The following is a 26,788-nucleotide window of genomic DNA, read 5'->3' as shown; positions in this document are numbered from 1 at the left end:
ACAACATACGATGACGACATTATTGATATTTATTGTTCTGGTTCTAGTGGCAATTGCGATTTGGCAAATGACCAAGATTTTCGAACTGTCGCAGTTGCGAACTGAATCCAGTCAAATTGCAAATGACGGTGATAATAAAAACAATGGCTATATGCTGTTCGCTTTTATGGTGTTCACCTACTTGATTACGATATTCTGTTTTTGGAAATACTCAAAATTCTTTTTACCAGATGCCTCTTCGGCACATGGTGAGGAGTATGACTATCTGTTATTGGTCTCATTCGTAATCATATTTATAGTGCAGTTCATCACCCAATTTTTATTGCATTATTTTGGTTACAAATACCGTGGTAAGAAAGGTAATAAGGCATTGTTTTATGCCGATAATGATCGTTTGGAGTTCATTTGGACGATTATTCCTGTAATCGTACTGGCCGGATTGATCCTGTGGGGTCTATATACATGGACAGAGATTATGGATGTGAATGAAGAAGACGACCCTATGATCGTTGAGCTTTATGCTCAGCAGTTTAACTGGACGGCCAGATATGGTGGTGAGGACAATGTTTTGGGTGGTGCCAATGTAAGGATGATCGATATTGATAGGGCTAATGTTCTTGGTTTGGATGAAGGCGATACCTACGCCGCCGATGATGTTATTGTAAAGGAGCTTCATTTACCCGTGGGGCGAAAGGTTAATTTTAAAATGCGGTCCCAAGACGTTCTACATTCAGCCTATATGCCTCATTTTAGGGCGCAAATGAATTGTGTTCCTGGTATGATAACCGAATTTTCATTTACTCCGACCAAGACAACGGAAGAAATTCGACGCGACCCCGATGTCATGGATAAGGTAAAGCGCACGAACGAGATAAGGGCTGAAAGAGCGGCTCGAGGTGAGGACAACGCAGATCCATGGGAATTTGACTATGTACTATTATGTAATAAGATTTGTGGTAAATCACATTACAATATGCAAATGAAAATAATTGTTGAGACGCAGGAGGAGTATGACGCTTGGATAAATACACAACAAACATTTGGGCAGACGATGGCCGGCAATGAGCCGGAACCTGCATTTAACACTACCCTTGGGGTAGAATGAGATCGGCACGAACACAGTGCATTGATTTCAATTTGAAAAAGGCTATAAAAGGAAGATTAATATTTAAAGAATTACGAATATGTCAGCAACAATAGAGGCGCACGTAGAAGAGCACGCACACGACGATCATGGACATCATCACCATAAAGAGACATTTGTAACCAAATACATTTTTTCCCAAGATCATAAAATGATCGCCAAACAATACCTTATTCTTGGGGTATTGGTTATGGGCTTCATTGGTATTGCGATGTCTTTACTAATGAGAATGCAATTGGCCTGGCCTGGGGAATCATTTTTGGTTTTCGATACCTTTTTAGGGAAATGGGCTCCTGATGGGATTATGGATGCCGATATTTATCTGGCGTTGGTTACCATGCACGGTACCATTATGGTCTTTTTTGTACTCACTGCCGGATTGAGCGGTACCTTTAGTAACCTATTGATTCCGTTACAAATCGGTGCACGTGATATGGCATCCGGCTTTTTGAACATGCTTTCTTTTTGGATGTTCTTCGTGGCCAGTGTAGTCATGATTTGTTCCTTGTTCGTTGAGGCGGGACCCGCAGCGGCAGGTTGGACGATTTATCCTCCATTGAGTGCATTGCCCATGGCCCAACCGGGATCAGGTATGGGTATGACCCTGTGGTTGGTTTCAATGGCGATATTTATCGCATCGTCCTTACTGGGTTCTTTGAATTATATCGTAACGGTAATTAATTTAAGAACCAAGGGCATGTCTATGACCAGATTGCCACTGACGATATGGGCGTTCTTCGTAACGGCCATTATCGGTGTCATTTCCTTTCCGGTTTTGTTATCTGCAGCGTTGCTGTTGATTATGGACAGAAGTTTTGGAACCTCATTCTTCCTTTCGGATATTTTTCTGCAAGGGGAGGTATTGCATTATCAAGGTGGGTCACCGGTATTATACGAACATTTATTTTGGTTCCTAGGACACCCAGAAGTGTATATTGTACTGCTTCCAGCATTGGGTATTACTTCAGAGGTAATGTCTACCAATGCACGCAAGCCTATTTTCGGATACCGTGCCATGGTCGCATCTATTTTGGCCATAGCCTTTCTATCGACTATCGTTTGGGGTCACCATATGTTCATATCCGGTATGAATCCGTTCTTGGGATCTGTATTTACATTTACGACTTTATTGATTGCGATTCCATCTGCGGTAAAAGCTTTTAACTACATCACAACTTTATGGAAAGGGAATTTGCAGCTGAACCCTGCGATGCTGTTTTCCATAGGATTGGTATCCACCTTTATCACGGGAGGTCTAACCGGAATTATCCTCGGAGATAGTACATTGGATATCAATGTGCACGACACTTATTTCGTGGTGGCACACTTTCACCTGGTAATGGGTATTTCTGCGCTGTACGGATTGTTTGCGGGTGTCTACCACTGGTTCCCGAAAATGTTCGAAGGCAAAATGATGAACAAGAACTTGGGCTACGTACATTTCTGGGTGACCGCCTTTGCGGCCTATGGTATATTCTTTCCCATGCACTTTGTGGGAATGGCGGGAGTCCCGAGGCGTTATTACGAAAACACGGCCTTCCCGATGTTCGACGAGTTTACCGATGTTCAGGTATTGATGTCCGTCTTCGCTTTCATCGCGGCTGCTGCCCAGCTGGTATTCGCTGCCAATTTTATCTATAGCATTTTTTACGGAAAGGTTGGTCCAAAAAATCCTTGGAAATCCAATACACTGGAATGGACGGCTGAAATGAAGCATATTCACGGTAACTGGGATGGTCCGATTCCTGAAGTTCACCGTTGGGCTTACGATTACAGTAAGGTGGACGAAAACGGGGAATACATTATTCCAGGACAGGATTTTGTACCTCAGACCGTACCTCTTCAAGAAGACGAAGAGGAACTGCAACACTAGACGAACGTAATTATTTATATAAAAAATGCCCAACCGAAACAGTTGGGCATTTTTATTGCAGGTAGATACAAAAGGATATGTTTATTTTTATAATATCTTTAAAATCCAAAGAAGAAACAAATAATGAAAAAAATAACACTATTGATTGCGCTGGTCTTTTGCCTTCAAGCGTTCTCCCAACGTAAACCCAAAATAAAGGGCAATAAGAGCGTTATAGAGGTGCAGCAAGATTTACCCCCGTTCAACGCTATCGAGCTCAATGACGACCTTAGAATCGAGCTCCGTAAAGGAAGGCAAGAAGGTGTTTTCATCAATGCGGATGACAACTTGATCGACGTTTTGAAATTTGAGGTGGTCAATGGGGTGTTGGAAATAAGTTCTTTCTATAAGATTACCGCAAAAAAGAAACTTGATATCGTCGTAAGCTATACCGAATTACAATCCGTTATTGCACGCGACGGACGAATAGAGACAAAGGACAATGTTGTTTCAGACGTTTTCGATGCCAAATTGTTCGGTTCCGCTAAAATGGATATGAATGTGAATGCCAGTGTTATTGATTTAGAGATGGAAGGAAATAGCTCCGGAGATCTAAATTTTCAATCCGACACCTTGAATCTTGTCATTAAAGATAGAGTGGATGTACGAGTATATTCGATCAGCGAATGGACGAATGTGGATTTAACCTCAAGCGCAAATATAAAAATGGAAGGAACGGCTTACGGACTAAGTGCGCATTTGTTCGACAACTCGAATTTAAGAGCGAGCAAATTGGAGGCAGAAGGGGTAGAAGTTTTTGCCGAAGGCTCCCCAAGCGCAAGAGTATTTGCCCTGAAGGATTTCGAACTTACTTCGCGCGGCTCATCCAAAACGTATTTAACGGGAAACCCGAAAATCGACATCATCGAATTTTTGGATACGTCCGAATTGCATAAGGAGAAAGAATAGGCTATTAAGAAAAAAGTGCTCGATATTAGCACATTAATAGTATTTTGTTATATTCGTAATGTCATCGGTTTTTATCGTGGTATTTACAATTTGCGTTAAATACAAAGAATAAGTCGGAAATCACGACATTTTTTAAAAAAACTTTCATAGTTTGGGGGCATTGTAAACCCTTAAACATTTAGTTATGAAAGATTTAAAAAGAATTATTTTCGCTTTGACATTTGTATCCGCTATTGCAATGACTTCGTGCACAAAACCTGACACAGCAGCAGAAGACGAATTGTATGAGCAAGAATCGGTCGATCTTACAAAAGGTCATAGACCAGGTACGGCAGGGGGGAAGTAATAATTCCCTGAACGAACGTACTAGTGTTGTGGCATCCATAATTATAGCTTTGTCGGGATTGATCCTATATCTCGACAAAGCTATGGTTAATGTTGATGTTGAAGCTTTGATGCCCGATAAGTTCGTAGAAAATCAAATTGACCCTTCATTTTTTATATGGTTGGTAGGAGTAACCGTTTCTCCATTGTTAATTATTGTCGGATCGATATTGAAACCGTATTTTTATGCGTATATTGTTCCTATCTATTGTTATGTGCTACAGTTTTATTTTATACTGATAGATTATAGTTTGGTCGATAATGGGTACAGTTACTCGTATTCTTTTGGAATTACCGTTATTTTGTTGCTTATTATGCAATTCGCACGGAAGTCTTCAGAAAGAAGTACGAAATTAATGATACAAGAAGCTAAGGAGAAGCTATTAAAAGCTAAAATGCAAGATGCAACAAAGTAGATTTACCAACATACGTTTATTGATTCAAGGAGCTACTGCGCTTTTTGATGAAGGCAAAATATCGGTTGATGAGTTCGGTCGGCTTATAGACGATGTTGAGAACGACTACAATCGTATCGTTGCGGATATGCAGACCAAGGAGATGTCAGAATTACTACTAAGTTACGTACATCAAACGAACAATCGATAACCGCTAATTATTGTGGGCTATGGTCTTCGATAATTTTTGTTTTGCCAACGCAATTTCTTCCTTCGTTTTCAGCTTATCTAAATTTTCTACCAACTGCTTTTGAGCAGTTCTGATTTCCTGAAAATCCGATTTGAATTCATTGCGTACCTTGTCGATTAGATATCCGGCAAGATTTTCCATTTGTGTATTTACCTTATCCTTCTCTATACCAGCCAGCACGTAATCCAAATCGAAACCTTGGGCTACGCAGAACTCAATGAGAAGCTTGTAATCAATACTATTCCTCTTTTTCCAATTAGATAAGGTCGTAGGTGCAATGTTCAAGAGGCGTGCCAGATGGAAATCTCGCTTTACATTGACCAAATCTTTCACCCTTTTTAAAATAAAAGTGGCATTTTGGGTATTTGAATTAGTATTATCCACAAATTGAATATATATTTATACCCCAAATATACGGAAAATACGTGTATTTATCAACGGTTCGTCTCGATTATCGTTGAAATTCTAAATTTTTTAGTATCCGGGGAGCGAAAATAATGACATCTTCTAAAGACATATCGCGAAGCAATCGATTGGGTAGTACCAATTATATCCTATACGGCAGTGATAAGGCTTTAGGTTTGTTCGAGGATTCTCCGCAGACCTTGATGGTATCCGATAATTCAGATTTCGACGTGGTACGCTGCACGCCCAACAACCCGATTACTTCCTTGCTGGACGATTTTTTACTTTTTGAACGCTACTTGTTCATCGACGCCAATACGTATAAATTGTTGCATGAAAATCTGTGTCAAAAGATGCATAAGATTATAAGCCAACCCCTAAGTCATTTGCGGTCGAGTTCAAGGTAATGAATTCGAAAATCCCTCCAAACGATTTCTAAAGTGCTTCCGAAATGAATGGAAAATAGGACAAATAGGATTTTTCAAATCGTGTTCAAAGTACTCCGCGATGACACTTACTCGCTTCTTCAATTTCCATTAAATCTCATCGGTAAACGTGAATCCTTGTTGCGTAAAAAAGTACAATTCCTATTTTTTCGCAATAGGTGCACTCATACAAGATTCTGGAATGCCCCAACCATCGACCAACACCTCAATATGGGGTCGGAGTTCGGTACAGAGCCGTTCGACCCGAGACCGTATCGCCTTCGATTTGGAGTTTCCGATATACCCCTGTTCCAAATACCAATGGGCATCGCTACGAATCTCATGTAGGGCATGTAGGGTACCTAGTTTTTCGAATAGTTCCTTATTTTTCCCGTCCGGCATGGTCGCTACAAAATCCGAAAAAGTGTTGTAGGCCAATTCCGTCGCATAGGCTTTACCCAAAGTGATCAAATGAGTCTGTACTTTCATGAACGCCTGATACGAAGGCATCCCCTTTTTAATATAGTCCCGAATGCGCATCGCTAACGTATAGGTGAGTCTGCGGGTACGGTAGTCAAATGCATGTTTATGAAATTTCGGATTGTACAAATGCGCCGCATCGACCTTGTTCGAGTACATCGGGTTGATTGTGGCCAATTTATCGCTGAGCTGTGTACTTAAAAGTTTCAGAACCGATGAGAACCCGGAACTATTGAATTCGGCCTTGAAATCTGACAACACCCCTTTGGCCGCCAGCAATAGCAGAACGGTATTGTCTCCTTCGAAAGTGGTAAAAATATCGACATCGCCCTTTAGGTCCGCAATACGATTCTCCAGCAGATAGCCTTTTCCCCCGCAGGCCTCCCGACACTCTTGAATCGTTTCATTGGCATACCAGGTTACCATCGACTTCAGTCCCGCCACTTGGGTCTCTACCACACGTTTATCCGGCTGCGAATCATCGCAATAGTCTTGCATCATTTTATCCAAGGTAATGTGATAGACATAGGCACTCGCCACAAGCGGGGTCAATCGTAATTGATGCATGGGGTAATCCATCAACAAATCTTCCTGAATTTTTATGCTGTCGTTGAACTGTCTTCTTTTGAGCGCGTGCTTGACCGCAACTGCCAAAGCCATTTTCGCCCCGCCCAGTCCGGCTCGGGCAACACAGATACGGCCACCGACCAAGGTGCCCAACATCGTAAAAAAGCGTTTGTTCGGATTCTTGATGTCGGAATGGTAACTTCCGTCGTCTTTGATGGTCCCGTATTTGTTCAATAAATTTTCACGCGGGACGGCAACTTGGTGAAACCATATTTTGCCATTGTCTACCCCATTTAAACCAAGTTTATAACCATTGTCCTCGATTTTAATGCCAGGCAAGAGCTGGTGGTTTTCGTCGCGAACAGGCACTAAGATGGCGTGCACGCCTTCATTCTTGCCATTGACGATCAGTTGTGCGAAAACCGATGCCATTTTAGAATGCAGCGCATTTCCGATATATTCTTTATTGTCGTTGTTTCCTGGCGTATGAACGACAAGCTGGTCGGTTTCCTTATTATAGGTGGCGGTGGTCTTTATCCCGCGAACATTCGATCCATGACCGGTTTCCGTCATTGCGAAACAGCCCAGCAGTTCGGCCTTACCGGTAGCGTTGAGATACCGATCGTGATGTTTTTGGGTTCCGAGTTTTTGAATGCTACCCCCAAATAATCCGAATTGTACTCCGAATTTAATGGTCAGACTACCATCGACGAACATCATGTTTTCGAACATATAGGCGTAGCCCTCCATATCGTTGGTTCCTCCATAGGTTTCCGGATACGCAATCGCGCCGTAACCTCTATCGGCCAAGAACTTTACCTGTTCCAAAACAACTTCTCGAAAGGCTTCTTTGGTTCTATGAATATCCCAGTCGAAAAGTGGGTCGTTCAGTACCGCACGAAACCCATCGATGAGCTTAGCATGTTTCCCTTTTAGTGTAGTATCTATTTCCTTGGCATCGTAATAGTCGGAAGTCGTTTCGTGTTCCACCTCTACATCGAACAAATGGTTGTAGTGGTTGGGTTGTATACCCAGGTTGATTTCGATTTGCTTTAGTTGTTCATTAAAGGCATCGTTCGATTTGTAATACGTGGCCATCCGCTGGCTTAGTGCGGTTAAAGGATAGGTGTCGCTCTCGATCAATTTTACACCGGAATTATGTACCAACAGTTTCCATCCTTTGAATTCTGAATCGGCAGGCGGCTTATCCCGTTTCAACCATGCACTCAACAGCTTTTTATCGTCCTTGGTCAAAGAATCGTCTTCGTCGAGGTTTTTTTGAATTACGGTAATTTCGGAGGTAGACAATAAATCATCCGACCAAATCACATAAAAGAAAGGAATGTAGGGCAGAATACGGAGGGAATAGTCAAACTTTTTCATGTCCTGAAATTACGAATTTATTTACTTCAAAACGCGTTGGATTCTATTGAGCCGATTGCACAAAGGTCTTTGCTCTTTTCGCTATCTTTGTGGTCATATGAACGAGCACTTAGACCCGACCTCGGATAGTTTTTCTTCCCAGGAGTTGGATATTGAAAGAGCCTTGCGTCCCGTCACTTTCGATGATTTTACGGGACAGGAACAAGTGTTGGAAAATCTTAGGATTTTTGTGGAAGCGGCCAATCGAAGAAACGAAGCCCTAGACCATACGTTGTTTCATGGCCCTCCGGGATTGGGTAAGACTACCTTGGCCCATATTCTGGCCAATGAACTGGGCGTGGGTATCAAGATCACTTCAGGCCCGGTACTGGACAAGCCCGGTGACCTCGCCGGACTTTTGACCAATTTAGAAGAGCGCGATGTACTGTTTATAGACGAGATACATCGTTTAAGCCCGATCGTCGAAGAGTACCTCTATTCGGCCATGGAGGATTACAAAATCGACATCATGATCGAGACTGGTCCTAATGCCCGTTCGGTACAGATCAATCTGAATCCGTTTACGCTCATCGGTGCGACTACCCGATCTGGATTATTAACTGCACCAATGCGTGCCCGGTTCGGTATTCAAAGCCGCTTACAATATTATTCCACCGAATTGCTGTCGACAATAGTCGAGCGCAGTGCCGAAATTTTAAAAGTGCCGATTCAACAGGATGCCGCCATAGAAATTGCTGGCCGCAGCAGGGGCACACCCCGGATCTGTAATGCCCTTTTACGGCGCGTACGTGATTTTGCCCAAATTAAGGGTAATGGCCATATTGATATGAACATCTCAAAATTCGGTCTAAAAGCATTGAACGTCGATGCCCATGGCCTGGATGAGATGGATAATAAGATTTTGACCACTATTATCGATAAATTTAAAGGCGGCCCGGTAGGCATATCAACTATAGCGACCGCCGTTTCGGAGAGCCCGGAAACGATCGAAGAGGTTTACGAACCCTTTTTGATACAACAAGGTTTTATCATGAGAACCCCGAGAGGCCGGGAAGTTACCGAGTTGGCCTATAAACATCTCGGTCGAATCAAAGGAAATATACAAGGCGGACTCTTTTAGTAGCAACGAGAGTTCGGGAATTGACAATGATACATGCGAATGAAAATGCCCGAAACAGCTAAAAACAACCCATCTTACACTGCAGAAACTCTCAAAACGCCCCTTGTTTCGGTCTCCCAGGCAGAGGTATTCAAAAACCGTAAACGAATCCTCACCAATCCATTGCCTTTTCATAACGAGCGGTTCGAGAAACACGGTGATACCTTTATGGTACACATCGGCCCCGCAAGTAAGGTAGTCTTTACCCGCAATGCGGAGACCATCAAATACATCTTGCAGAAAAACCATAAAAACTATCACAAGTCTTCGTTACAATCCAAGGATCTGGCCAAATACATCGGAAAAGGTATCTTAACGTCGAACGGGGAATTTTGGCGAACCCATCGCCGAATGGTACAACCCGCCTTTCATAAAAAGAAGTTGGAGGGTTTGTTGGGAATTATGCTTTCCGCCATCCAGACGGAATTAAAAGAAGTACGACCGGATGTAGAACGCGATATCTTTCCTTTAATGGGCGACCTTGCCTTTCAAGTAGTTGCCAAATCGCTGTTCAGTGCCGGGGATATTCGGGAGCGTATGCGAAAACTGCAGCGCATTACCATGACGAATCAACAAATGCTGATCAAGGAAATGCGGCAGCCCTATTTGAAATGGTGGTTTCATTTGAGTGGGGCGATTCGAAAACATATCAATTTTTCAAAAGAAGGCCAAAAGATTCTGGATGAGGTCATAGAAGAACGGGTAACGTCAGAAATGGAAAAAGATGACTTGCTCGATATGCTACTTCAGGCGCGGTACGTAGATGGTACCGGTATGTCGCGACAGCAGCTTATTGATGAGGTGTTGATTCTGTTCACCGCCGGTTTTGAGACTACAGCGAATACGCTTAGCTTTACGTTGTTTTTGATTGCAAAGCATCCAGAAATTCAGGAGAAATTATTTCAAGAGGTCGGTCAAATCGATTTTGACAAGGAAGACCTAATGCAGGCGATGGGCAAGTTGACGTTCGCCAAACAGTGTCTTGAAGAAGCCATGCGCCTTTATCCGCCGGCCTATGTTATCGATAGGGTCAGTTTGGCCGAAGATACCATAGATGGTCACACTTTTAAAAAAAATACGGTTTGGCTGATGAGCATCTATGAGTTACATCGCCATGCCGATTTTTGGGAACATCCTTCTGAATTTCGTCCCGAACGCTTTAATGCCGCGAATAAAAAAGACTACTCCGATTACTACTTTCCTTTTGGGGCCGGACCGCGTATGTGCGTGGGGAACAATTTTGCGATGTACGAAATGATGCTAACGGTAGGGCTTTTGGTCAAAAAGTACCGTCTGTCAACTTCCGACAGCGAAGTACAGATCAATCCTTTGGTTTCTTTGAAACCGGCGAAAGTACCCGTTAAATTCTCCCTAAGGTAGGTAGCTGGACTATGCTAAGTTGATAGTTTGACGAAATTTCCACAAAGGTGTTATCCATAGAACTTCAATTCTCAAAAAGGGGGATTACCGAGCCTGACGGCGCGATATTTAGAATCATCGGAAGTATGTGAACCTGTATGTCATTTTCCATTTACATTATAAATTATTGTATATTTATTTATCTAAACGCCTAGAAACCAGCTGTTAGCTTTTTAAGATAATCTCATTTGACCATTGAGGAAGGCACTTCTTCATGGGAATGATGGGAAAACAACAACCTAAAAACAAACACCATGAAAATTTTAAAGTACATTTTACTGTTCGTATTGATAGTAGTCCTCGGTCTGGCCATTTACGCGGCCGTACAACCCGATGCCTATGAGGTAAAGCGCACAAGAGTTCTGAACGCTCCTGTAGAAGTAGTCTACAACAATGTTTCCGATTATAAGAATTGGGAGGCATGGGGTCCTTGGAAAGAGGAAGATCCAAACATGACCTTTGCATACGATGAACAAACACAAGGTGAGGGAGCTTCCTACAGCTGGACCAGCTCAAGCGGAAATGGAAGTATGGAAATGGTAGAAGCAAAGCGAAATGAAGCCATTGTAAACGAAATGACATTTGAAGGAATGGGTTCTGCCAGAGGATTTTGGAATTTTAAGCCGATAGAAAACGGAACAGAGGTGACCTGGGGAATGAAGACCGAAGAATCACCCTACATGATGAAATTGATCAGTGCGGTTAGCGGGGGCTACGACAATATGATGGGGCCTATGTTCGAAAGGGGCCTTGAGAAATTGGACAGCATCGTTCAGATAACGGCAAAAGACTATAAACCGGCCGGAACCTGGTCTATGGGCGAAATTACCAAGAAGACGATGGATGCCCAAACCTTTATCGGGTACCCTCATGTTTCCACTACCGAGGAGGCGATGCAGCTTTTTCAAGAGTCGATGCCGAAGGCGGGCATGTACGCCTCCCAAAAAGGCCTGGCCCCTAAGGAATATATGCCATCTGCCATCTTTAATAATTGGGATATGGAAACCGGGGAGGTCGATATGATTATAGGCCTTTTTCTGGAAAAAGATCTGCCTCCAGCAGAAGGTATGAAGAAGGTTAGCATACCACAGGGTGAAGTCGTCATGGTATCCAAGTTCGGAAATTACGGAACAGGTGACGAGAAAGCCCATATAGCGATTGCCGAATACATGAAGGCCAATAACCTCACGGCGGCCGGTCCGGTTTACGAAAAGTATGTGAACGACCCTACTTTGGTCAAGGAAAATGAAATACAAACTGATATCTACTATCCGGTGAAATAGGCGGAGGAGACTTTTCTCCAACTTTCTGGCTCGAACGTTGTGGGGTGAATAAGAAAGATTTTTAAGGACAATAGCGCCAAGAACAAAGAACCAAGGTTTCATTGCCCCTTTAACAGGTGCGTAAATGGAGTCTTGGCTCTTGTTTCTAGGAATCACGCCTCAGGCGTGATGGTCTTTCGTCTTTTTTTATCCTACTTCAAAATTGCATTCTCATCCGAAAACTTTCTGTAGCTGAAATAAATGGCTCCTACCGCAAACGCGATCAACGAGGTTAGCATGGCGGCATACATCCCCATGTTTATAGTCCCGGCCATTATTTCCTTTACCCCAAGACCTATGTTGAGCACCGGGATAAAAACCGTAGCCCAGGTAAACTCAATACCCGGCATCATGGCCAAGACCAAGGGTATGATAATGACCATGATGATGGGTGCCGCTTTGCTTTGCGCTTCCTTGAAGGTAGTTGCCCCCGCGACCAGTGCAATGATAAAACCGGCCAGGAAAATGGCGAACGGAATCAACAAGAGCATGATCATCGTTATCGATTGAAAGTTTAGCATTTCATCTATGGCCGACTTGAACATTTCCGGTATTCCGGGAATGAACTTAAGTCCCAGGATCAACCCTATCAAGTTTAACAGCGCGGGTACAAAACCCAAAATGGAAGCTACGATGGCCTTACCCAGCAATACCTTGAATTTCGAGACCGGTAACGATAAGGTCGTCTCTATGGTCTTTCGTTCTTTTTCGCCGGTCACTAGATCGATTGCCGCCAACAAACACCCGCCCCACATCGTAAGGATGAATAGGTAAGGGATAAAACCGCCGATGCGCTTTCCGATAAGCTCTTTTTGTTCGCCCACTTCCACATAATTCTTATTGAAAGGGGTTAGTTTTTCGGTGGAAATTTGCAAGCGGTTCAAACGTTTTTCCTTGATGCCGGCTTCATAGATTTCCAGCATCTTGGAAATGCGGCCATTTACGTTGTCCTTGGTCCCGTTGCGATAAATCTGTACGTCGGCGGAGCGGAGGCTATCCATCTGGGCGTTCCAATCTTTAGGGAAAACTACGGCCGTTTGTATGGTTTGATCATCGATGAGCGTTTTAAAATCAATGGATTCACCATAGGTGGTAATCTTGTTCAGGGTATCATTGGCTACCAATTGTGTAAAATCTTCGGGCGCATTTACCAATCCGATTTTAACCGATTTCTCCTGCTCGCTCTTATCGATCATCTCGGTTACCTTGATCATTCCAAAGATGAGGATCGGTACGAGTAAGGTCGGGAGCACGATAGAGTTGATAATGGTCTTTTTGTCCCGTAGCAATTCGGTAAGCTCTTTTTTTATGATAATATATAACTCGTTCATTTTAGGCTTCTTTAACGCGGTTGATAAATTCTTGGGTTAGGTTGTCGGCTTTCATTTCCCTTTTAAAATTCTCGAAAGAATCGTTATAGATTATCGATCCTTTATCGATGATCGCCAGATCATCACAAAGTAGGTCGACCTCGCTCATGATATGCGAGGAAAAAATAACCGTTTTATTGTTTTCTTTCGATTCCCGAATCAAATCGATTATGCTATCTGCGGTAATGACGTCAAGCCCGGAGGTGGGTTCGTCGAAAATCAGCACTTCTGGGTCATGGATCAGTGTCCGCGCGATGGAAACCTTTTGTTTCATTCCCGTGCTCATTTGTCCTACCCTTTTTTTACGGAATTCGTTGATCCCCAACTTTTCAAAAAGATATTCTTTGCGCTCTTCATATGCTGCCGTTGGCAGTTTGTAAAGCTTTCCAAAAAAATCAAGTGTTTCATCGGGATTCAGCCGTTCGTAAAGTCCGGTCGAGCCAGTGAGAAAGCCAATGCGCTTTTTTACTTCGTCATTGCCTTGCGAAATGTCTATCCCATCTACAACGGCAGTACCTGAACTAGGATTTATAATACCCGCGATCATTCGTAGTGTCGTAGTTTTTCCGGCGCCATTGGGTCCTAAAAGAGAAAAGATTCTTCCAGGTTTACATTCAAAAGAAACTTCGTTGACCGCGTTTACGGTAACCGTTTCTTTTTTGAATCCCTTCCCGGTTTTAGAGGTAAAGGATTTGGTGAGGTTGTCTATTTTAATCATAAGCGTAGTTTAGTTGCATACCACATGTTAGTTACAAAAATCGCAAAATGTTACAGTTTTTACTGCCTAGTTTTTGAATTGGCACTGCGGAATAGTGATTTATTTCTACAAGTATTTGAACTAAATCTGTCATTTTTAGATGTCTAGACCTCGTTTCTTTGCCACAGAAAATGAATCTTCGTGACATTTGAGTATCTTGAGTCATAACACAATAAGCCCACTATGCCTATTTATATGGATTTACATATTGTTCCCGGAGTAATCGCCGAACATGTTGCGGAAGCGCATCAGGAAGACCTTAAGATACAAGGGAATTATGGTTGTAGGGTAATGACATATTGGGTCGATGAGGCCCATGGCAGCGCATTTTGCTTGCTTGAAGCGCCAGACAAAGAATCGGTTATCGAGATGCACAATGATGCCCACGGACTCATACCCCACGAAATCATAGAAGTGAATAGCGGTATTGTACAAGCTTTTTTAGGAAGAATAAAATACCCCGAAAACCACAGTGTTTCCGCTGATACCGGTCTGAAGATTTTTAACGACCCTGCCTTTCGAATCATATTGGTTATTACCACAATTAAAGCAAAACTGCTTGAGCACGATTTAGGAACTACCAAGGCAAGGGAAGTTTTGTACGAGTTTACAAAGAATGTCAAGCAGCAGATCGCAAAACATGAGGGGCGTCTCGTTGAAATGGAGGGTGAGGGATTCGTAGTCTCGTTCATTTCTGCCTCACAAGGAATAAACTGTGCATTTGGTATTCAAAATGAAGTGGCCGGTCTTTCGGAGGAAATAGGTTTGGGCATGAGCCTCAATGCCGGCTTACCGGTTGATAAGAGCGATAGACTGTTCGGTACCACTATTAGGTTCGCGCGCCACCTCTGCACTATAGCCGATAGCAACCAAATCGTGCTGGCCTCAATAGTTGATGAGTTGAATAAGTCGGATCGTCAAAATGACCAGCGATTAGAACGCGTAAAAAGTATGACCATCGGGGAAGAAAAATTCTTGGAACTGATGATGCAAGTTTTGGAAAAGAACTGGCAAGATGCCGATTTTACCGTAGAAGACTGTTGTCGTAAACATAGCCTAAGCAAATCGCAGTTGTATCGAAAATGTGTTGCACTTTTTAAGATGTCGCCCAATAATTTAATCAGGGAATACCGTTTGGTCGAATCCCTTCATATGCTAGAGGCTGGTTACAACGTTTCGGAAACGACCTTCGAAACCGGATTTAGCAGTCCCTCCTATTTTACGAAATGTTTTCAAAAACGTTTCGGATTAGCGCCATTACAATACCTTAAGATGTAGTGCAAAACCAAAATCCCTTCACCTAATTTTTACACCGTCTTATACTTTTAAAAGACAGTATAACGGTTTGTTGGTCAATATGATATTGTCAACTGAAAGCGGTGTGTCTACACTTTAATCTCTTAGGGTTTAATTTCGAGTGGCATGTATTTTTCTGTTGGATTTTGGACTTTGTTTTTATTGAACCCGACATTTCGAGGGATATCCCGTATTACTGAATCGAGGTAGCTCATTGTGCATTATTTGTTTCATTTTTTGAATGAAATGTAGGCGTTCTTGGGAAAATGCTCCGCTACTTTTGAAGTATAAATTCTAAACAAGGAAAATATGAAAGCCAAGGGGGTATTCAAAGTGCTTATCATTTCAATGGTATTGACGACCATGGGGTCGCATGCCCAAAAAACGGATAAGAACCAAACCACAAAAAATATGGAATCGACAGCCTTAAAAACCTACCTCATAGAACGCGATATACCCAATGCCGGTCAACTTTCACAGGAGCAATTGGCGGGAATCGCACAAAAATCGAATGCCGTTGTTGCAGAAATGGGCAAAGGCTTAGAATGGGTACATAGTTATGTAACTGAAAATAAAGTGTACTGTGTATACAAGGCTGAAAATGAAGAAGCCCTTAAAGAACACGCCGAAAAAGGCGGTTTTCCTGCAAATAGCATTACCGAATTGGCAACCATAATCAATCCTGCTACAGCCAAAAATTGAATGTTTGAGTTAGTGTTAGGCGGAAATCTACCCATCAGGACTTTTCAAAAGCGAATGACGGGTGGTTTCCCAAACTATTTCCATTCAAAAAATAAGATTCCCCAAAATTTTGTTTTGAACCAATAACCTTTAAATGATAACATCATGAAAAAATTAGAAAGTGGAGAAAATACCGGTTTTGAATCATTTTTCTGGTTTGTACTACTGATCTTGGCCTTCTTGATACTCAATGCCTGCGACAAGGAGAATATAAGACCTTGGGAAAATGAAGTGGCACGGCTTAAAATAGCCGTTGAACCATTTAAAAATTTTGATAACGCAAAAAGCAAAGGCTATGATATTAAAGCTACCGAATATCGTACCCAAATGGGCTTTCATTACTTGAATGCCGGCTTGTTGGATGACACTTTCGATTTGGAGAATCCTGAGGTTTTGATTTTTATCGAGACCAGCTCGGGAGGTATGGAATTGGTGGCCGTTGAATATGGAATTTCCATTGAAGATCTCGACAACCCTCCGCTACCGCCCGAAGGATATTCGGGTAGTGATGACGTTTGGAAAATAGATACGGAGTTTAGCCTTTGGACTTTACACGTTTGGGTGCCCATGGAAAATCCGGAGGGGATTTTTACACCTAGAAATCCGATGTTGCCGTAGTCGGGGTTTTGTAGCTCATTAGCCTTTGAAAACCGAAGTAAAAGAGATGGTTTGGTATGTCCAAAGTATTCTTTTGCAACGATTGTTTCAATTTTGGAACTCATCTCACAACCTCTGCGCGCTGTATAAAATACTTTTACCCCGTTGTAATCCAACACCCACTAAGATAATAGTTCTTCCCTCGCGATTTTAGTACTATAAAAAGAAAACCATTAAAAATTTTGATTATGAAAGCTACCAAGTATTTAGGATTGCTATTCCTTATTTTTTTAGCGATCAATTGTAAAAAAAATGATGACGATAATACCACTGTTATGCTTGACAGTGAAAAGAAAATCACTTCTTTTTTGTTCGATGCCTCATCGAATAATGATCTGTCGAATGATGTAACGGGACTAATTAACGAAAGCGCCAAAACAATATCGGCAACGGTACCCTATTCCACTAATGTTACCTCGTTGCAACCAACTATCCAAGCCTCGGCAAAGGCAACTGTAGATTCTTCCGGTCCCAAAGACTTTACCAATTCGGTGGTCTACAAGGTTACTGCTGAAGATAAATCAACAGTGGACTATACCGTAACTGTAGACATTGAGGCGAATGATGAAAAAGCGATAACGGAGTTTCAGTTCTTGGCAGATGATAACGGACTTTCGGACGACGTGGTATCAATCTTAGATGAATCCGCCAAAACAATAACTATATATGTGCCTAATACGACCGACGTCACAAATTTATCCCCGACTGTATTTGTTTCAGACGCGGCGACTTATACCCCTCAAAGTTTTCAGAATTTTACAGATGTCGTCCCATACACGGTTACCGCCGAGGATGGTTCTTCAGCCACCTACCAAGTAACTGTGATTCCCGTGAAGATAACGAGTTTCCGCTTTGTGAAGTTTGTAAATGATATAGTTGGGGACATTGTTGTAGGTGAAGGAACTATTGATAATATAAAAAATGAAATAGAAGTAATCGTATCCGAAAGTACGGATGTCGCTGATTTACCGGCACCTGAAATAATGTTTGTCGATCCACTGTCTATTAGCCCGGACGGAAAACAGAATTTCATGAATACCGTGAATTATACGTTGCTGGCTCCAAATGGTGTTTCGGTCACCTATAATGTAACGGTTCGAAGGGCATTCAAGAGCATCACTAGTTTTCGATTTAATAGAGGTCAAAATCCCACTCTTTCCTCAGATGTTATAGGCACGATCAATGAGGAGCTGAGGACCATCGCGGTCATCCTGCCCAAGGGAACAAGCCCGATTGTGCGCAATAGTTTAACGCCATCCATTTCGGTCACCGCTGGCAGTAATGCCTCGGTTAGTCCTACAGGTGCCCAAAATTTCTCGAACGCGGTGGAGTATACTGTCACAGGTTTAGATGGTAGCACAAACACCTATACAGTGTCGGTAATCATTTCTCCTTGAGCTATTGTCGTAGTGTAGGTTGGGATAGATGTCAAATAAAGATATACCATGAAAAAGACTAGATATTTAGGATTGTTACTGGTGCTGTTCGTACTAATCAGTTGCAAAAAAAACGATGATGATGTTGTCCAGGTTCCAGATGCAACAGATGAGCCCGATGCACAAGTCGAGAATCGAGCTCCGGGGGCTTTTACCTTATTGGAAGTCAAAGACGAAGACACTGCAGTAAGCTTGTTGCCTACTTTTAGGTGGAATACCTCGACAGATCCTGATGGCGATAAGGTACGGTATGATTTTTTGCTGGGCCAGGGACAAGGCAAAATTGAAAGTATAGCACATGACTTGAATACGGCTACCTATACATTAAATGACCGTCTTTCTCTGTCAAGCGAGTATTTCTGGAAGGTAACTGCAAAAGACGGTAAGGGTAAAGAGGAAAGTTCTAATGTCTTTTCATTTGTAACCCGCATGTTGAACAACCCCTTGTCGGCTACGATTTCAGAGGCCAACTTTGCCCCGAGAATGTTACATACGGTCACTTTTTTCAACAACAGACTATGGCTGCATTGCGGTCAGAATGAAACGGGCATCTTGGCAGACGTATGGTACTCGGATGATGGTATTTCTTGGACAGGTGTTGACGATGCAGGAGTTGATCGGTTAAGAGGCCATACCTCGGTGGCCTTTCGCGATACATTATGGACTCTAGGTGGAAGAACAAGAATTGGCAAAAATACGAGATCACGTTATATGTTTCCTACTTATGGCCATGGCCTTTTTGACCCTGGTGTAGCTCCTTATGATGCCCCGTGGGAACGAAGAGAAATGCATACATCTGCCGTATTCCTCGATAAGGTATGGGTGTTGGGTGGAGTTAATGCTGCCGATGTTCCCTTAAATGACGTGTGGTCTACTGCGGATGTAAAAGGATGGGATGAATCTGGTGAACATAATCCGGCTCCTTGGTCTGCTAGATTTGGTCATACTTCAGTGGTTTTCGACGACAGACTTTGGGTCATCGGAGGTTTTGATGGCACCAATTATCTGAACGATGTATGGTACACTACCGATGGTGCTACATGGACAGAAGCTACGCCTAATGCCCCTTTTTTACCGAGGGTATCTCATGCCGCAGTCGTGTACGACAATAAGATCTGGCTTTACGGGGGCGATGACCCTTCGAGAGTATTTGGCGATATCTGGTACTCGGAAAATGGTCAAGACTGGACACGCTTTGCACTTGGTGGAAATTATGAAAGAAGGGTAAGACCAACCTTAAATGCCTTTAACGACCAGATGGTATTGATTGGAGGCTGGGATTGGGATGACCCAGAAAAGTATTACAACGATATCTGGGTCTTTGATTAATTAAAATTTAAAAAAAGTAATCATGAAAGAATTAAATAGTATTGTAATTGGCATTGTCTTGGCCTTGTTAATTGGCTGTTCCCCGGATGATTTTGTCGGCAACCCACCGGATAATGCGGAAAATGCGCCTCCCACGGCTTTTGAACTTATCCCTTGGGAGAATATTGAGGCAACAGAGCTACAACCCATGCTCAGCTGGCAAGCTTCCGAAGATCCAGAAGGTAATGGTGTCACCTATGACGTGTATCTGGGGACCACTGCGGAATCAACCACTCTAGTGGCGACCGATCTGACCGAGACCAATTTTACACTATCCGATTCTTTGGCTATACGCACCGAATATTACTGGCGGGTAGTCGCCAAGGATGACCTTGGGGCGGCCAATTCGAGTGCTGTTGCCAGCTTTACCACTAGAACCATTTCAAACGGCCGTCTAGTTATTGAGAACGCCGAATTCGCTGGGCGTAGAGGGCACAGGGCTCTGGCGTACAAGCAACGTTTATGGCTTATTGGAGGCACCACTACCTTAGGCGGATTCACAAGCGAGGTATGGAGTAGTATCGATGGCAATAGCTGGGAATTGATGACCGATACAGCTGAATTTAGTAGAATAAACGGTTTTTCGACAGCAGTTTTTGACGATAGGATTTGGGTAATCGGGGGTAGGAATACCGATAACGAATATGGCAACCAAGTGTGGTATTCGAACAATGGCATTGATTGGAAATTGGCAACCGAAGCCGCTGCTTTTTCGGGCAGGAACCTGCATTCAACGGTAGTCTTTAATAAGAAGTTATGGGTCATAGGTGGGTACGATGGCACTCGAAGAAATGATGTATGGTCAAGTTCAAACGGAGTGGATTGGAAAATGGCCACCGCGAACGCCGATTTTACAGCAAGAGAAGAACATGCCACTACCGTTTTTGATGATAAAATGTGGGTGATCGGTGGCAACGATGGTATCAATAAAAATGATGCTTGGTATAGTACCGATGGTGAAACATGGGCCTTGGCAACAGAAGAAGGTGCCTTTAGGGCGCGGCAACAACATACGGTGACCACTTATGCCAATAAAATGTGGCTCATAGGAGGAGCAACGGGAACCGACCAAAATTACATTTGGTATAGCAGTGATGGTACGGAGTGGCTGCTTAGTACCGATGCTGCCAATTTCCCGATACGCAATCTACATGCAACGGTCTTATTCAATAAAAAAATCTGGGTGATTGGCGGTGACGGGGGTAGTTTAAAAAATGATGTTTGGGTACTTGAATAAATTAAAATCATGGAAATAGAAGAAAAACGAATTTTTAGATGGGCATTGATGTTGGCACTCATGCTGTTGCTGGTGTTAGGCTGCAACAAAGACGATAGCCCGATAGCACCCAAACCCGACGTCATTGACAAGCCCGATCCCGTAAACCGAGCGCCTAATGATTTTCTGCTATTGACACCGGAAAGTGATAGTACGATTGTAAATCGCAGACCCACTTTTTCTTGGGAACAGGCCACCGATCCAGATGGGGGTAGCGTAACCTACGATCTTTATTTAGACACCCAGGATGACCCCGGTACCTTACTTGCGAAAAATCTCGGCACTACGAGTTTTAAGCTGACTGAAAATTTAGATTTCGAGACCCAATATTACTGGAAGGTGGTTGCAAAAGATGCAAAAGGGGCAACATCTGAAAGCTCCCGACCTTTGATTATCAAAATTCCTATAAAATGGCTAATTCATTATGATGCGAACAATGAAGGAGGTCCTATTGAATTCGACTTTGACAATGGTAAATTAACGAAGTTCGACGACTATTTGACAACCTATCAAGGTGACCCATCCAGACTTGAACGATTGCGGAATTCAAAAAACGAAGTATATGAATATAAATACACCACTTCTGGTAAACAACTTGAAGTGAGTGTCGGGGACGGGCATGAGGGCATGCAGTGGACTTTTGAATATGACGACAGCGATAGAGCCACCATTGTAACCAAGGTGACAATAATAGATTTGGGGAAGGGAGGTATTTCCGTAGTTGAAGATAACGCTGTGTTTAAATATAATGATGCCACCAGCGAACATCCAGCTGAAATTGAAATTTCCTTTGAAGATGAAGTGACGTTTAGGAATACCCTGCAATGGGAAGGAGACAATATTGTGGAGATTCTTTCGGAAGTAGATTATGGCCTGGGAAGCGGGTTTCAATTTGAGGCTTTGGTGAAAATCGCTTATGACGACAACATTAATCCCTATTCCCGGATTATCTCTGAACAATTTGGATTTGGATCCTTTAATATGTTGACCAACACACCCACTGGTATGGAAAGTTTCGATTTCGGCATAATCCAATGGCAGAGTTTCAACAACATTACAGCTTACGAGGTATTTGATGAACAGGATAATTTAAGCTTAGGCGATACTTATTATTTCGACTATGTTTATGGACATGACGATTATCCTATATCCGCCATGTTAGGCAACCGTAAAAGAGATTGGCGGTATCTAGATGAATGAACAGGACAAGCCGGTAACTTTTTTTATCGAGGGAACCGAACGGCTCTTAATCAAAAAAGCCAACAAGATGAAAACATCACTACTGTTAGTTATCGCAATTTTCTTAAATACGACCCTGCTGCTGGCCGAACCCGTTGCCCTTTTGGTAGAAGGCATAAACCCCTGGGTCTTTGCCGCTACGGAAAGCTTGTTGCTATTTGGCTACTTCCTAAACCAATGGCTCAAAAGATTTAGACATAATTGTGAATTGGAGTTAGGTGATTTTAATCGCTTCATTTTTAAAAGTGCCAAAAAGAAATCATAACAATGAAAGCGATTCTGATACTACTTTTTCTGATGATAACACGGCAATCGTACACCCAAAACCGTGTAATTTTAATGACCAACAATAAAACCCAAAAAGAAAGGGTAGTCAAAGAGCGCAAGCGAATAAGGGTAACCAAAATTTCAGGTGAAAAATTTCAAGGTCGTTTTGCAATAGTTGATGAAAACACCATAGCGCTCGATGGGGTAGAAATATCCTTGTCTGAAATTGAAAAAATAAGGCGACACCCTCTTTTTAATTCTATTTTCATTAATACCAATCTTGTCCATATCGGGACTTTAGGGTTATTTTTTGGTTTTCTCGCCACTTCTGTAGGTAGTGCAACAACCGAAGATGGAAACCTGAACATTATACCACTTATCAGTGGAGGGGTTATTTTTGCAGCCGGATTATATGGAGCCATAAAGGGACCTAATCTTAATAAAGGCTACAACATCAACAAAAAATGGAGGTTTGAAATAGACATTTCTTCTCAGGAAATACAGAAGTCACCAACGAAAGAATAAGCCTAAAGAAAGCCTCGGCGCCGGCACTGCCGCCACGGATAGTATGTTTAAGGAAAATTTTTAATGAGCCAGGGTCGGATTTTTTCCGTATCGTCATGTTTACATTTCATGAATTCTGACACCAATCCACGTATTTAGAAAGTAATAGGGCATTTACTAAGAAATGAAGATTGTGAAGAAATTAACGATACTCCTGTTGCTAAGTGGTATTACCATTTTAGGGTACGGGCAGGCCAAGGAAAAGCAAGCTTCTGTTTTAGAGTCATCCCATGAATTAAAGATGAACCTTTTTAATGCCATGGCTTTTAAGGCCATTGATGTAAATTACGAATACGTGTTAAATGAAAATTCCTCCTTTGGCTTGGGCGTGTTTTTTAAGGTAGACAAGGCCGAGGTCGAAAAGTTTGGATGGTTGACCTTTGAAGTTGAGAATAATCGTAGTTATTCATTCACTCCTTACTACAGAAGGTATTTTTCCCGAGGGTATTCCAATGGATTTTTTATCGAGGGCTTTGGAATGCTCAATTCAGGGGAAACCGTTGCTATAGATTATATAGATAATCAGCCCGAAGACATGGAATCTGAATCAATGTTTACCGAATTGAGGACATACGACACCTATACCCACTTTGCTTTGGGCATTTCATTGGGAGGGAAGGTTACTTTTAAAAAGGGTTTTCTCTTAGAATTTTACACGGGCGTGGGAACTGGTCTTAACTATGGTGGCGGTGAAGGGGTCACGCGAGGCGGACTTTCCTTAGGGTATCGATTTTAGCTAGGGAATTTACTTCTGAAAGGGATAGATAGCATTGGTCAATTTAAGTAATGGCCCTATAAATGTGACGGGCTTGCTAGTAAGAATCTTTTAAGATCCGAAGTCTAGGGCTTTGGATTTTTGTAATTTGGCCCTATTAATTGGTTCAGACTGCATTCTAAACAACAATATACTGAAGCTATCAAAACCGAAGCCAAGCGCCTCGGTTTTTTGTCATGCGGTATTTCCAAAGCCGAGTTTCTGGAAGAAGAAGCGTCTCGCCTTGAGAAATGGCTCAACAAGAACATGCACGGTGAAATGAGCTATATGGAGAACCATTTCGATAAACGTTTGGACCCGCGTTTGCTGGTCGATGGTGCCAAGTCGGTGATTTCCCTTTTACTTAATTATTTTCCCGAAGAAACGCAAAGCCAAGACACCTTCAAGATTTCAAAATACGCGTACGGGCAAGATTACCATCATGTGATCAAATCAAAACTACGGCAACTCCAAAATTTTATTTCCGAGGAAATAGGCGAAGTGTCCGGTCGCGCCTTTGTAGATTCCGCCCCGGTTTTGGACAAAGCATGGGCGGCCAAAAGTGGACTCGGGTGGATCGGCAAGCACAGTAATCTGTTGACGCAGCAAGTCGGGTCGTTTTACTTTATCGCGGAACTGATAGTCGATTTGGAACTAGAATATGACTCGCCTGTTACCGACCATTGCGGTACTTGTACCGCTTGCATCGATGCTTGTCCTACCGAAGCAATCGTTGAGCCCTATGTAGTGGACGGTAGCAAGTGCATCTCGTACTTTACGATAGAATTAAAGAACGAAATTCCCAAGGAGTTTCATGGCAAGTTCGAAGACTGGGCCTTTGGCTGCGATATCTGCCAAGACGTCTGCCCATGGAATAAATTTTCAAAACCACACCGCGAACCGCTCTTTAATCCTCACCTCGATCTACTATCAATGACCAAAAAAGATTGGGAAGAGATTACGGAAGATGTCTTCAAAAAAGTATTTCAAAAGTCCGCTGTAAAGCGCACCAAGTTTTCAGGTTTAAAACGAAATATCGAATTTTTAAAGTGAACTTGTCCTCCGCTCCATATTTTCCGGCCTTCTAAATACTCTCCCCTCTCCCTGGGAGAGGGGTTGGGGGTGAGGTCCTTTTGCAGAAGGACAAACCAAGACTTCAGGCTTACATTTTAAGCATGCGTTGGGTTTATCGCTAAGCACTACAACGTTTTCGTGGGAAATCGGCAGCCCTTTATTGCCAAGTTTATATCAAACAAGACTATAAAATGCTATATTGTTAACCAGATAAATCGCCTATACCTCGATTATGATGAACATGATAAAAAAGCCACGCTTAAATTTCTGGCAGATTTGGAATATGAATGTCGGATTTTTTGGGATTCAATTTAGTTTTGGTCTTCAGCAAAGTGCGGTAAATCCGATTTTTGAATATTTGGGGGCCCACCATCAGGAATTACCGCTCCTCAATCTTGCGGGGCCGGTTACCGGTTTGTTAATTCAGCCAATTATCGGTGCTATTTCAGATAAAACATGGTCTACTAAATACGGTAGGCGGAAACCTTTCTTTTTAATCGGTGCGATTCTGGCTAGCCTATGTTTGTTCGCATTTCCTTACAGTTCTACACTGTGGTTCGCGGTGGGCTTATTATGGATTTTAGATGCCGCGAACAATACTGCAATGGAACCTTACAGGGCATTTGTTGGTGATAAGCTTCCCGATGGGCAGCTGACCTTTGGATACCAAATGCAAAGTCTATTTGTCGGTGCGGGTATTACAATAGCAAACTTCTCACTTTTTCTATTTCAAGATTGGTTCAGCGCCCCAACTGAAATGGTAGAATCGATAAGTGCGATTCCAACTTGGGTATATTATTCTTTTTTCTTAGGAGCATTCGCATCCGTTGCCACTGTCGCTTGGTCGGTCTGGAAAACGCCGGAAATACCACCGTCGGAGGAAGAATTAATGGAAATAAAGAAGTTCAACGCGGGGAAGCCCCATCCCATTATTCAAGTGTTCGGGGCATTGATCGCAGTGCTTTCTGTTCCCTTGTTATTCGGTTTACTATTGGGTCAAGTTATACCCTATCTCTTTGAGAATTATAATTTGCTAGTCATAATCATGTTGGTCATCGCTTTTATCTGGCTGTTTTTCCTGTATCGGTTGATTAAAAATAACCCTGAAAATAGTACAATAAGGAAATTCGGTGATTTACTCATGCCGCTGATGGAAGCAGCAGAGGCTATTCAAGACATGTCAAAGTTCATGTGGAAACTTTCCGCGGTCTACTTCTTTCAGTGGTATGCTCTTTTTGTTTACTGGCAATTCATAGCGCCTATGCTTAAGGCTTCAATTCCAGGAATCACCCCAGACGAGGCATTAGGGCAAGTAGGTCTAATGAACGGTACCTATAATTTCGTGACCATGATTGTCGCTTTGGCGCTCGTACCAATTGCAAAAAAATATAGCTCGAAATGGGTTTACGTGGTGAGTCTTTTTCTGACCGGTATCGCTATGTTGTCCATGCCCTACATCCAGAATCAATATGCGCTCTTGGTCCCGATGGTCTTTTTCGGTATTGGCTGGGCAGCGATGATGGGCATTCCCTACGCAATGGTTTCCAAAGTAATTCCGTCGGAGAGAAGAGGTGTTTACATGGGTATCGTTAACATGATGATCGTCATTCCCATGCTAATTCAAACGGTGTCGTTCGGGCCGATTATCGAACATGTTTTGGATGACAATGCTGTTTACGCGATTCTATTCGGTGGTGTATTTTTCATTATAGCAGGTCTATTGGCTATGCGTTTAAGGGAGCCTGCAACAAATGAAGATGGAAATATCGTCGCCCCAGTTAGTGGACATTGAATTTAGTCCGATACCTTGGAGATTGCCTTCTCTTTAATTGCAC

The 26,788-nt window shown here is 42.7% G+C and carries 25 protein-coding genes; 21 read left to right on the top strand and 4 right to left on the bottom strand.

The window, feature by feature from the left end; genetic code table 11:
- Positions 1 to 10: 10 nt before the first annotated feature.
- The 5 genes from FGM00_RS14320 (at position 11) to FGM00_RS14300 (ending at position 4,955) form a co-directional block, all read left to right on the top strand.
- On the top strand, positions 11 to 1,105 hold the full coding sequence (locus FGM00_RS14320; protein ID WP_138853567.1) for a cytochrome c oxidase subunit II: 1,095 nt from the start codon (positions 11 to 13) through the stop codon (positions 1,103 to 1,105).
- A 79-nt stretch (positions 1,106 to 1,184) separates the two neighbouring features.
- Positions 1,185 to 3,017 carry a cytochrome c oxidase subunit I gene (locus FGM00_RS14315; protein WP_138853566.1) on the top strand — a complete coding sequence of 611 codons (1,833 nt, stop codon included), beginning with the start codon at positions 1,185 to 1,187 and terminating at the stop codon, positions 3,015 to 3,017.
- Positions 3,018 to 3,140: 123 nt separating this feature from the next.
- Entirely contained in the window at positions 3,141 to 3,965 is an 825-nt protein-coding gene (locus tag FGM00_RS14310) for a GIN domain-containing protein (RefSeq protein ID WP_138853565.1), read from the top strand.
- A gap of 284 nt (positions 3,966 to 4,249) precedes the next feature.
- A complete protein-coding gene (locus FGM00_RS14305; protein WP_138853564.1) occupies positions 4,250 to 4,765 on the top strand; it encodes a hypothetical protein in 516 nt (171 codons plus the stop codon).
- Positions 4,752 to 4,955, top strand: coding sequence for a hypothetical protein (locus tag FGM00_RS14300; protein WP_138853563.1), 204 nt, complete (start codon positions 4,752 to 4,754; stop codon positions 4,953 to 4,955). The genes FGM00_RS14305 and FGM00_RS14300 overlap by 14 nt, the downstream gene beginning before the upstream one ends.
- A gap of 3 nt (positions 4,956 to 4,958) precedes the next feature.
- Here FGM00_RS14300 and FGM00_RS14295 read toward each other — a convergent pair whose 3' ends face one another.
- Positions 4,959 to 5,378, bottom strand: a complete 420-nt coding sequence (locus FGM00_RS14295) for a helix-turn-helix domain-containing protein (protein ID WP_175416232.1) — start codon at positions 5,376 to 5,378, stop codon at positions 4,959 to 4,961.
- A gap of 113 nt (positions 5,379 to 5,491) precedes the next feature.
- Between FGM00_RS14295 and FGM00_RS14290 the strand changes: the two genes are divergently transcribed.
- Positions 5,492 to 5,806 (top strand): hypothetical protein, encoded by a 315-nt coding sequence (locus FGM00_RS14290; RefSeq protein ID WP_138853561.1) that lies wholly within the window; start codon positions 5,492 to 5,494, stop codon positions 5,804 to 5,806.
- Positions 5,807 to 5,986: 180 nt separating this feature from the next.
- Here FGM00_RS14290 and FGM00_RS14285 read toward each other — a convergent pair whose 3' ends face one another.
- Positions 5,987 to 8,254 carry an acyl-CoA dehydrogenase family protein gene (locus tag FGM00_RS14285; RefSeq protein ID WP_138853560.1) on the bottom strand — a complete coding sequence of 756 codons (2,268 nt, stop codon included), beginning with the start codon at positions 8,252 to 8,254 and terminating at the stop codon, positions 5,987 to 5,989.
- Between the two features lie 97 nt (positions 8,255 to 8,351).
- Between FGM00_RS14285 and ruvB the strand changes: the two genes are divergently transcribed.
- The 3 genes from ruvB to FGM00_RS14270 all read left to right on the top strand — a co-directional run bounded on the left by ruvB (position 8,352) and on the right by FGM00_RS14270 (position 12,115).
- Positions 8,352 to 9,374, top strand: a complete 1,023-nt coding sequence (gene ruvB, locus FGM00_RS14280) for a Holliday junction branch migration DNA helicase RuvB (RefSeq protein WP_138853559.1) — start codon at positions 8,352 to 8,354, stop codon at positions 9,372 to 9,374.
- 33 nt (positions 9,375 to 9,407) lie between these two features.
- Positions 9,408 to 10,793 carry a cytochrome P450 gene (locus FGM00_RS14275; protein ID WP_236262791.1) on the top strand — a complete coding sequence of 462 codons (1,386 nt, stop codon included), beginning with the start codon at positions 9,408 to 9,410 and terminating at the stop codon, positions 10,791 to 10,793.
- Between the two features lie 293 nt (positions 10,794 to 11,086).
- A complete protein-coding gene (locus FGM00_RS14270; RefSeq protein WP_138853558.1) occupies positions 11,087 to 12,115 on the top strand; it encodes an SRPBCC family protein in 1,029 nt (342 codons plus the stop codon).
- 191 nt (positions 12,116 to 12,306) lie between these two features.
- Here FGM00_RS14270 and FGM00_RS14265 read toward each other — a convergent pair whose 3' ends face one another.
- Both FGM00_RS14265 and FGM00_RS14260 read right to left on the bottom strand, forming a co-directional pair.
- Positions 12,307 to 13,485: an ABC transporter permease gene (locus tag FGM00_RS14265; protein WP_138853557.1), complete on the bottom strand. Its 1,179-nt coding sequence runs from the start codon at positions 13,483 to 13,485 to the stop codon at positions 12,307 to 12,309.
- Position 13,486: 1 nt separating this feature from the next.
- A complete protein-coding gene (locus FGM00_RS14260) occupies positions 13,487 to 14,242 on the bottom strand; it encodes an ABC transporter ATP-binding protein (RefSeq protein ID WP_138853556.1) in 756 nt (251 codons plus the stop codon).
- A gap of 234 nt (positions 14,243 to 14,476) precedes the next feature.
- On the opposite strand from FGM00_RS14260, the gene FGM00_RS14255 reads away from it, so the two are divergent.
- The 12 genes from FGM00_RS14255 (at position 14,477) to FGM00_RS14200 (ending at position 26,745) form a co-directional block, all read left to right on the top strand.
- Entirely contained in the window at positions 14,477 to 15,559 is a 1,083-nt protein-coding gene (locus FGM00_RS14255) for a nickel-binding protein (RefSeq protein WP_175416231.1), read from the top strand.
- Between the two features lie 327 nt (positions 15,560 to 15,886).
- Positions 15,887 to 16,279 (top strand): DUF4242 domain-containing protein, encoded by a 393-nt coding sequence (locus FGM00_RS14250; protein ID WP_236262790.1) that lies wholly within the window; start codon positions 15,887 to 15,889, stop codon positions 16,277 to 16,279.
- A gap of 144 nt (positions 16,280 to 16,423) precedes the next feature.
- A complete protein-coding gene (locus FGM00_RS14245) occupies positions 16,424 to 16,936 on the top strand; it encodes a hypothetical protein (protein ID WP_138853554.1) in 513 nt (170 codons plus the stop codon).
- 227 nt (positions 16,937 to 17,163) lie between these two features.
- The gene (locus FGM00_RS14240) at positions 17,164 to 18,372 is read left to right on the top strand and encodes a DUF5018 domain-containing protein (RefSeq protein ID WP_138853553.1); all 1,209 of its coding nucleotides are present in this window, start codon (positions 17,164 to 17,166) and stop codon (positions 18,370 to 18,372) included.
- Positions 18,373 to 18,420: 48 nt separating this feature from the next.
- A complete protein-coding gene (locus FGM00_RS14235) occupies positions 18,421 to 19,740 on the top strand; it encodes a Kelch repeat-containing protein (protein ID WP_138853552.1) in 1,320 nt (439 codons plus the stop codon).
- A 22-nt stretch (positions 19,741 to 19,762) separates the two neighbouring features.
- Positions 19,763 to 21,016 carry a Kelch repeat-containing protein gene (locus tag FGM00_RS14230; protein ID WP_138853551.1) on the top strand — a complete coding sequence of 418 codons (1,254 nt, stop codon included), beginning with the start codon at positions 19,763 to 19,765 and terminating at the stop codon, positions 21,014 to 21,016.
- A 9-nt stretch (positions 21,017 to 21,025) separates the two neighbouring features.
- Entirely contained in the window at positions 21,026 to 22,255 is a 1,230-nt protein-coding gene (locus FGM00_RS14225) for a fibronectin type III domain-containing protein (RefSeq protein ID WP_138853550.1), read from the top strand.
- A 67-nt stretch (positions 22,256 to 22,322) separates the two neighbouring features.
- Positions 22,323 to 22,559, top strand: coding sequence for a hypothetical protein (locus FGM00_RS14220; protein WP_138853549.1), 237 nt, complete (start codon positions 22,323 to 22,325; stop codon positions 22,557 to 22,559).
- A gap of 2 nt (positions 22,560 to 22,561) precedes the next feature.
- Positions 22,562 to 23,086, top strand: a complete 525-nt coding sequence (locus FGM00_RS14215) for a hypothetical protein (protein ID WP_138853548.1) — start codon at positions 22,562 to 22,564, stop codon at positions 23,084 to 23,086.
- Between the two features lie 172 nt (positions 23,087 to 23,258).
- Complete coding sequence (locus FGM00_RS14210) at positions 23,259 to 23,861, top strand: DUF3575 domain-containing protein (RefSeq protein ID WP_138853547.1); 603 nt, start codon at positions 23,259 to 23,261, stop codon at positions 23,859 to 23,861.
- A gap of 150 nt (positions 23,862 to 24,011) precedes the next feature.
- A complete protein-coding gene (gene queG / locus FGM00_RS14205; protein WP_138853546.1) occupies positions 24,012 to 24,932 on the top strand; it encodes a tRNA epoxyqueuosine(34) reductase QueG in 921 nt (306 codons plus the stop codon).
- A gap of 256 nt (positions 24,933 to 25,188) precedes the next feature.
- Entirely contained in the window at positions 25,189 to 26,745 is a 1,557-nt protein-coding gene (locus FGM00_RS14200; protein ID WP_394344429.1) for an MFS transporter, read from the top strand.
- The last annotated feature ends 43 nt before the right edge of the window (positions 26,746 to 26,788 follow it).

It is taken from the genome of Aggregatimonas sangjinii (assembly GCF_005943945.1).
Lineage (GTDB): Bacteria > Bacteroidota > Bacteroidia > Flavobacteriales > Flavobacteriaceae > Pelagihabitans > Pelagihabitans sangjinii.
Note: the sequence above shows the minus strand (reverse complement) of the source record. Positions and strands in the feature narration are given on the sequence as shown.

Coding starts and splice junctions, on each gene's coding strand:
- FGM00_RS14320 (WP_138853567.1), top strand. CDS start 11: ATGACGACATTATTGATATTTATTGTTCTGGTTCTAGTGGCAATTGCG.
- FGM00_RS14315 (WP_138853566.1), top strand. CDS start 1,185: ATGTCAGCAACAATAGAGGCGCACGTAGAAGAGCACGCACACGACGAT.
- FGM00_RS14310 (WP_138853565.1), top strand. CDS start 3,141: ATGAAAAAAATAACACTATTGATTGCGCTGGTCTTTTGCCTTCAAGCG.
- FGM00_RS14305 (WP_138853564.1), top strand. CDS start 4,250: ATGAGCAAGAATCGGTCGATCTTACAAAAGGTCATAGACCAGGTACGG.
- FGM00_RS14300 (WP_138853563.1), top strand. CDS start 4,752: ATGCAACAAAGTAGATTTACCAACATACGTTTATTGATTCAAGGAGCT.
- FGM00_RS14290 (WP_138853561.1), top strand. CDS start 5,492: ATGACATCTTCTAAAGACATATCGCGAAGCAATCGATTGGGTAGTACC.
- FGM00_RS14285 (WP_138853560.1), bottom strand. CDS start 8,254: ATGAAAAAGTTTGACTATTCCCTCCGTATTCTGCCCTACATTCCTTTC.
- ruvB (WP_138853559.1), top strand. CDS start 8,352: ATGAACGAGCACTTAGACCCGACCTCGGATAGTTTTTCTTCCCAGGAG.
- FGM00_RS14275 (WP_236262791.1), top strand. CDS start 9,408: ATGCGAATGAAAATGCCCGAAACAGCTAAAAACAACCCATCTTACACT.
- FGM00_RS14270 (WP_138853558.1), top strand. CDS start 11,087: ATGAAAATTTTAAAGTACATTTTACTGTTCGTATTGATAGTAGTCCTC.
- FGM00_RS14265 (WP_138853557.1), bottom strand. CDS start 13,485: ATGAACGAGTTATATATTATCATAAAAAAAGAGCTTACCGAATTGCTA.
- FGM00_RS14260 (WP_138853556.1), bottom strand. CDS start 14,242: ATGATTAAAATAGACAACCTCACCAAATCCTTTACCTCTAAAACCGGG.
- FGM00_RS14255 (WP_175416231.1), top strand. CDS start 14,477: ATGGATTTACATATTGTTCCCGGAGTAATCGCCGAACATGTTGCGGAA.
- FGM00_RS14250 (WP_236262790.1), top strand. CDS start 15,887: ATGAAAGCCAAGGGGGTATTCAAAGTGCTTATCATTTCAATGGTATTG.
- FGM00_RS14245 (WP_138853554.1), top strand. CDS start 16,424: ATGAAAAAATTAGAAAGTGGAGAAAATACCGGTTTTGAATCATTTTTC.
- FGM00_RS14240 (WP_138853553.1), top strand. CDS start 17,164: ATGAAAGCTACCAAGTATTTAGGATTGCTATTCCTTATTTTTTTAGCG.
- FGM00_RS14235 (WP_138853552.1), top strand. CDS start 18,421: ATGAAAAAGACTAGATATTTAGGATTGTTACTGGTGCTGTTCGTACTA.
- FGM00_RS14230 (WP_138853551.1), top strand. CDS start 19,763: ATGAAAGAATTAAATAGTATTGTAATTGGCATTGTCTTGGCCTTGTTA.
- FGM00_RS14225 (WP_138853550.1), top strand. CDS start 21,026: ATGGAAATAGAAGAAAAACGAATTTTTAGATGGGCATTGATGTTGGCA.
- FGM00_RS14220 (WP_138853549.1), top strand. CDS start 22,323: ATGAAAACATCACTACTGTTAGTTATCGCAATTTTCTTAAATACGACC.
- FGM00_RS14215 (WP_138853548.1), top strand. CDS start 22,562: ATGAAAGCGATTCTGATACTACTTTTTCTGATGATAACACGGCAATCG.
- FGM00_RS14200 (WP_394344429.1), top strand. CDS start 25,189: ATGAACATGATAAAAAAGCCACGCTTAAATTTCTGGCAGATTTGGAAT.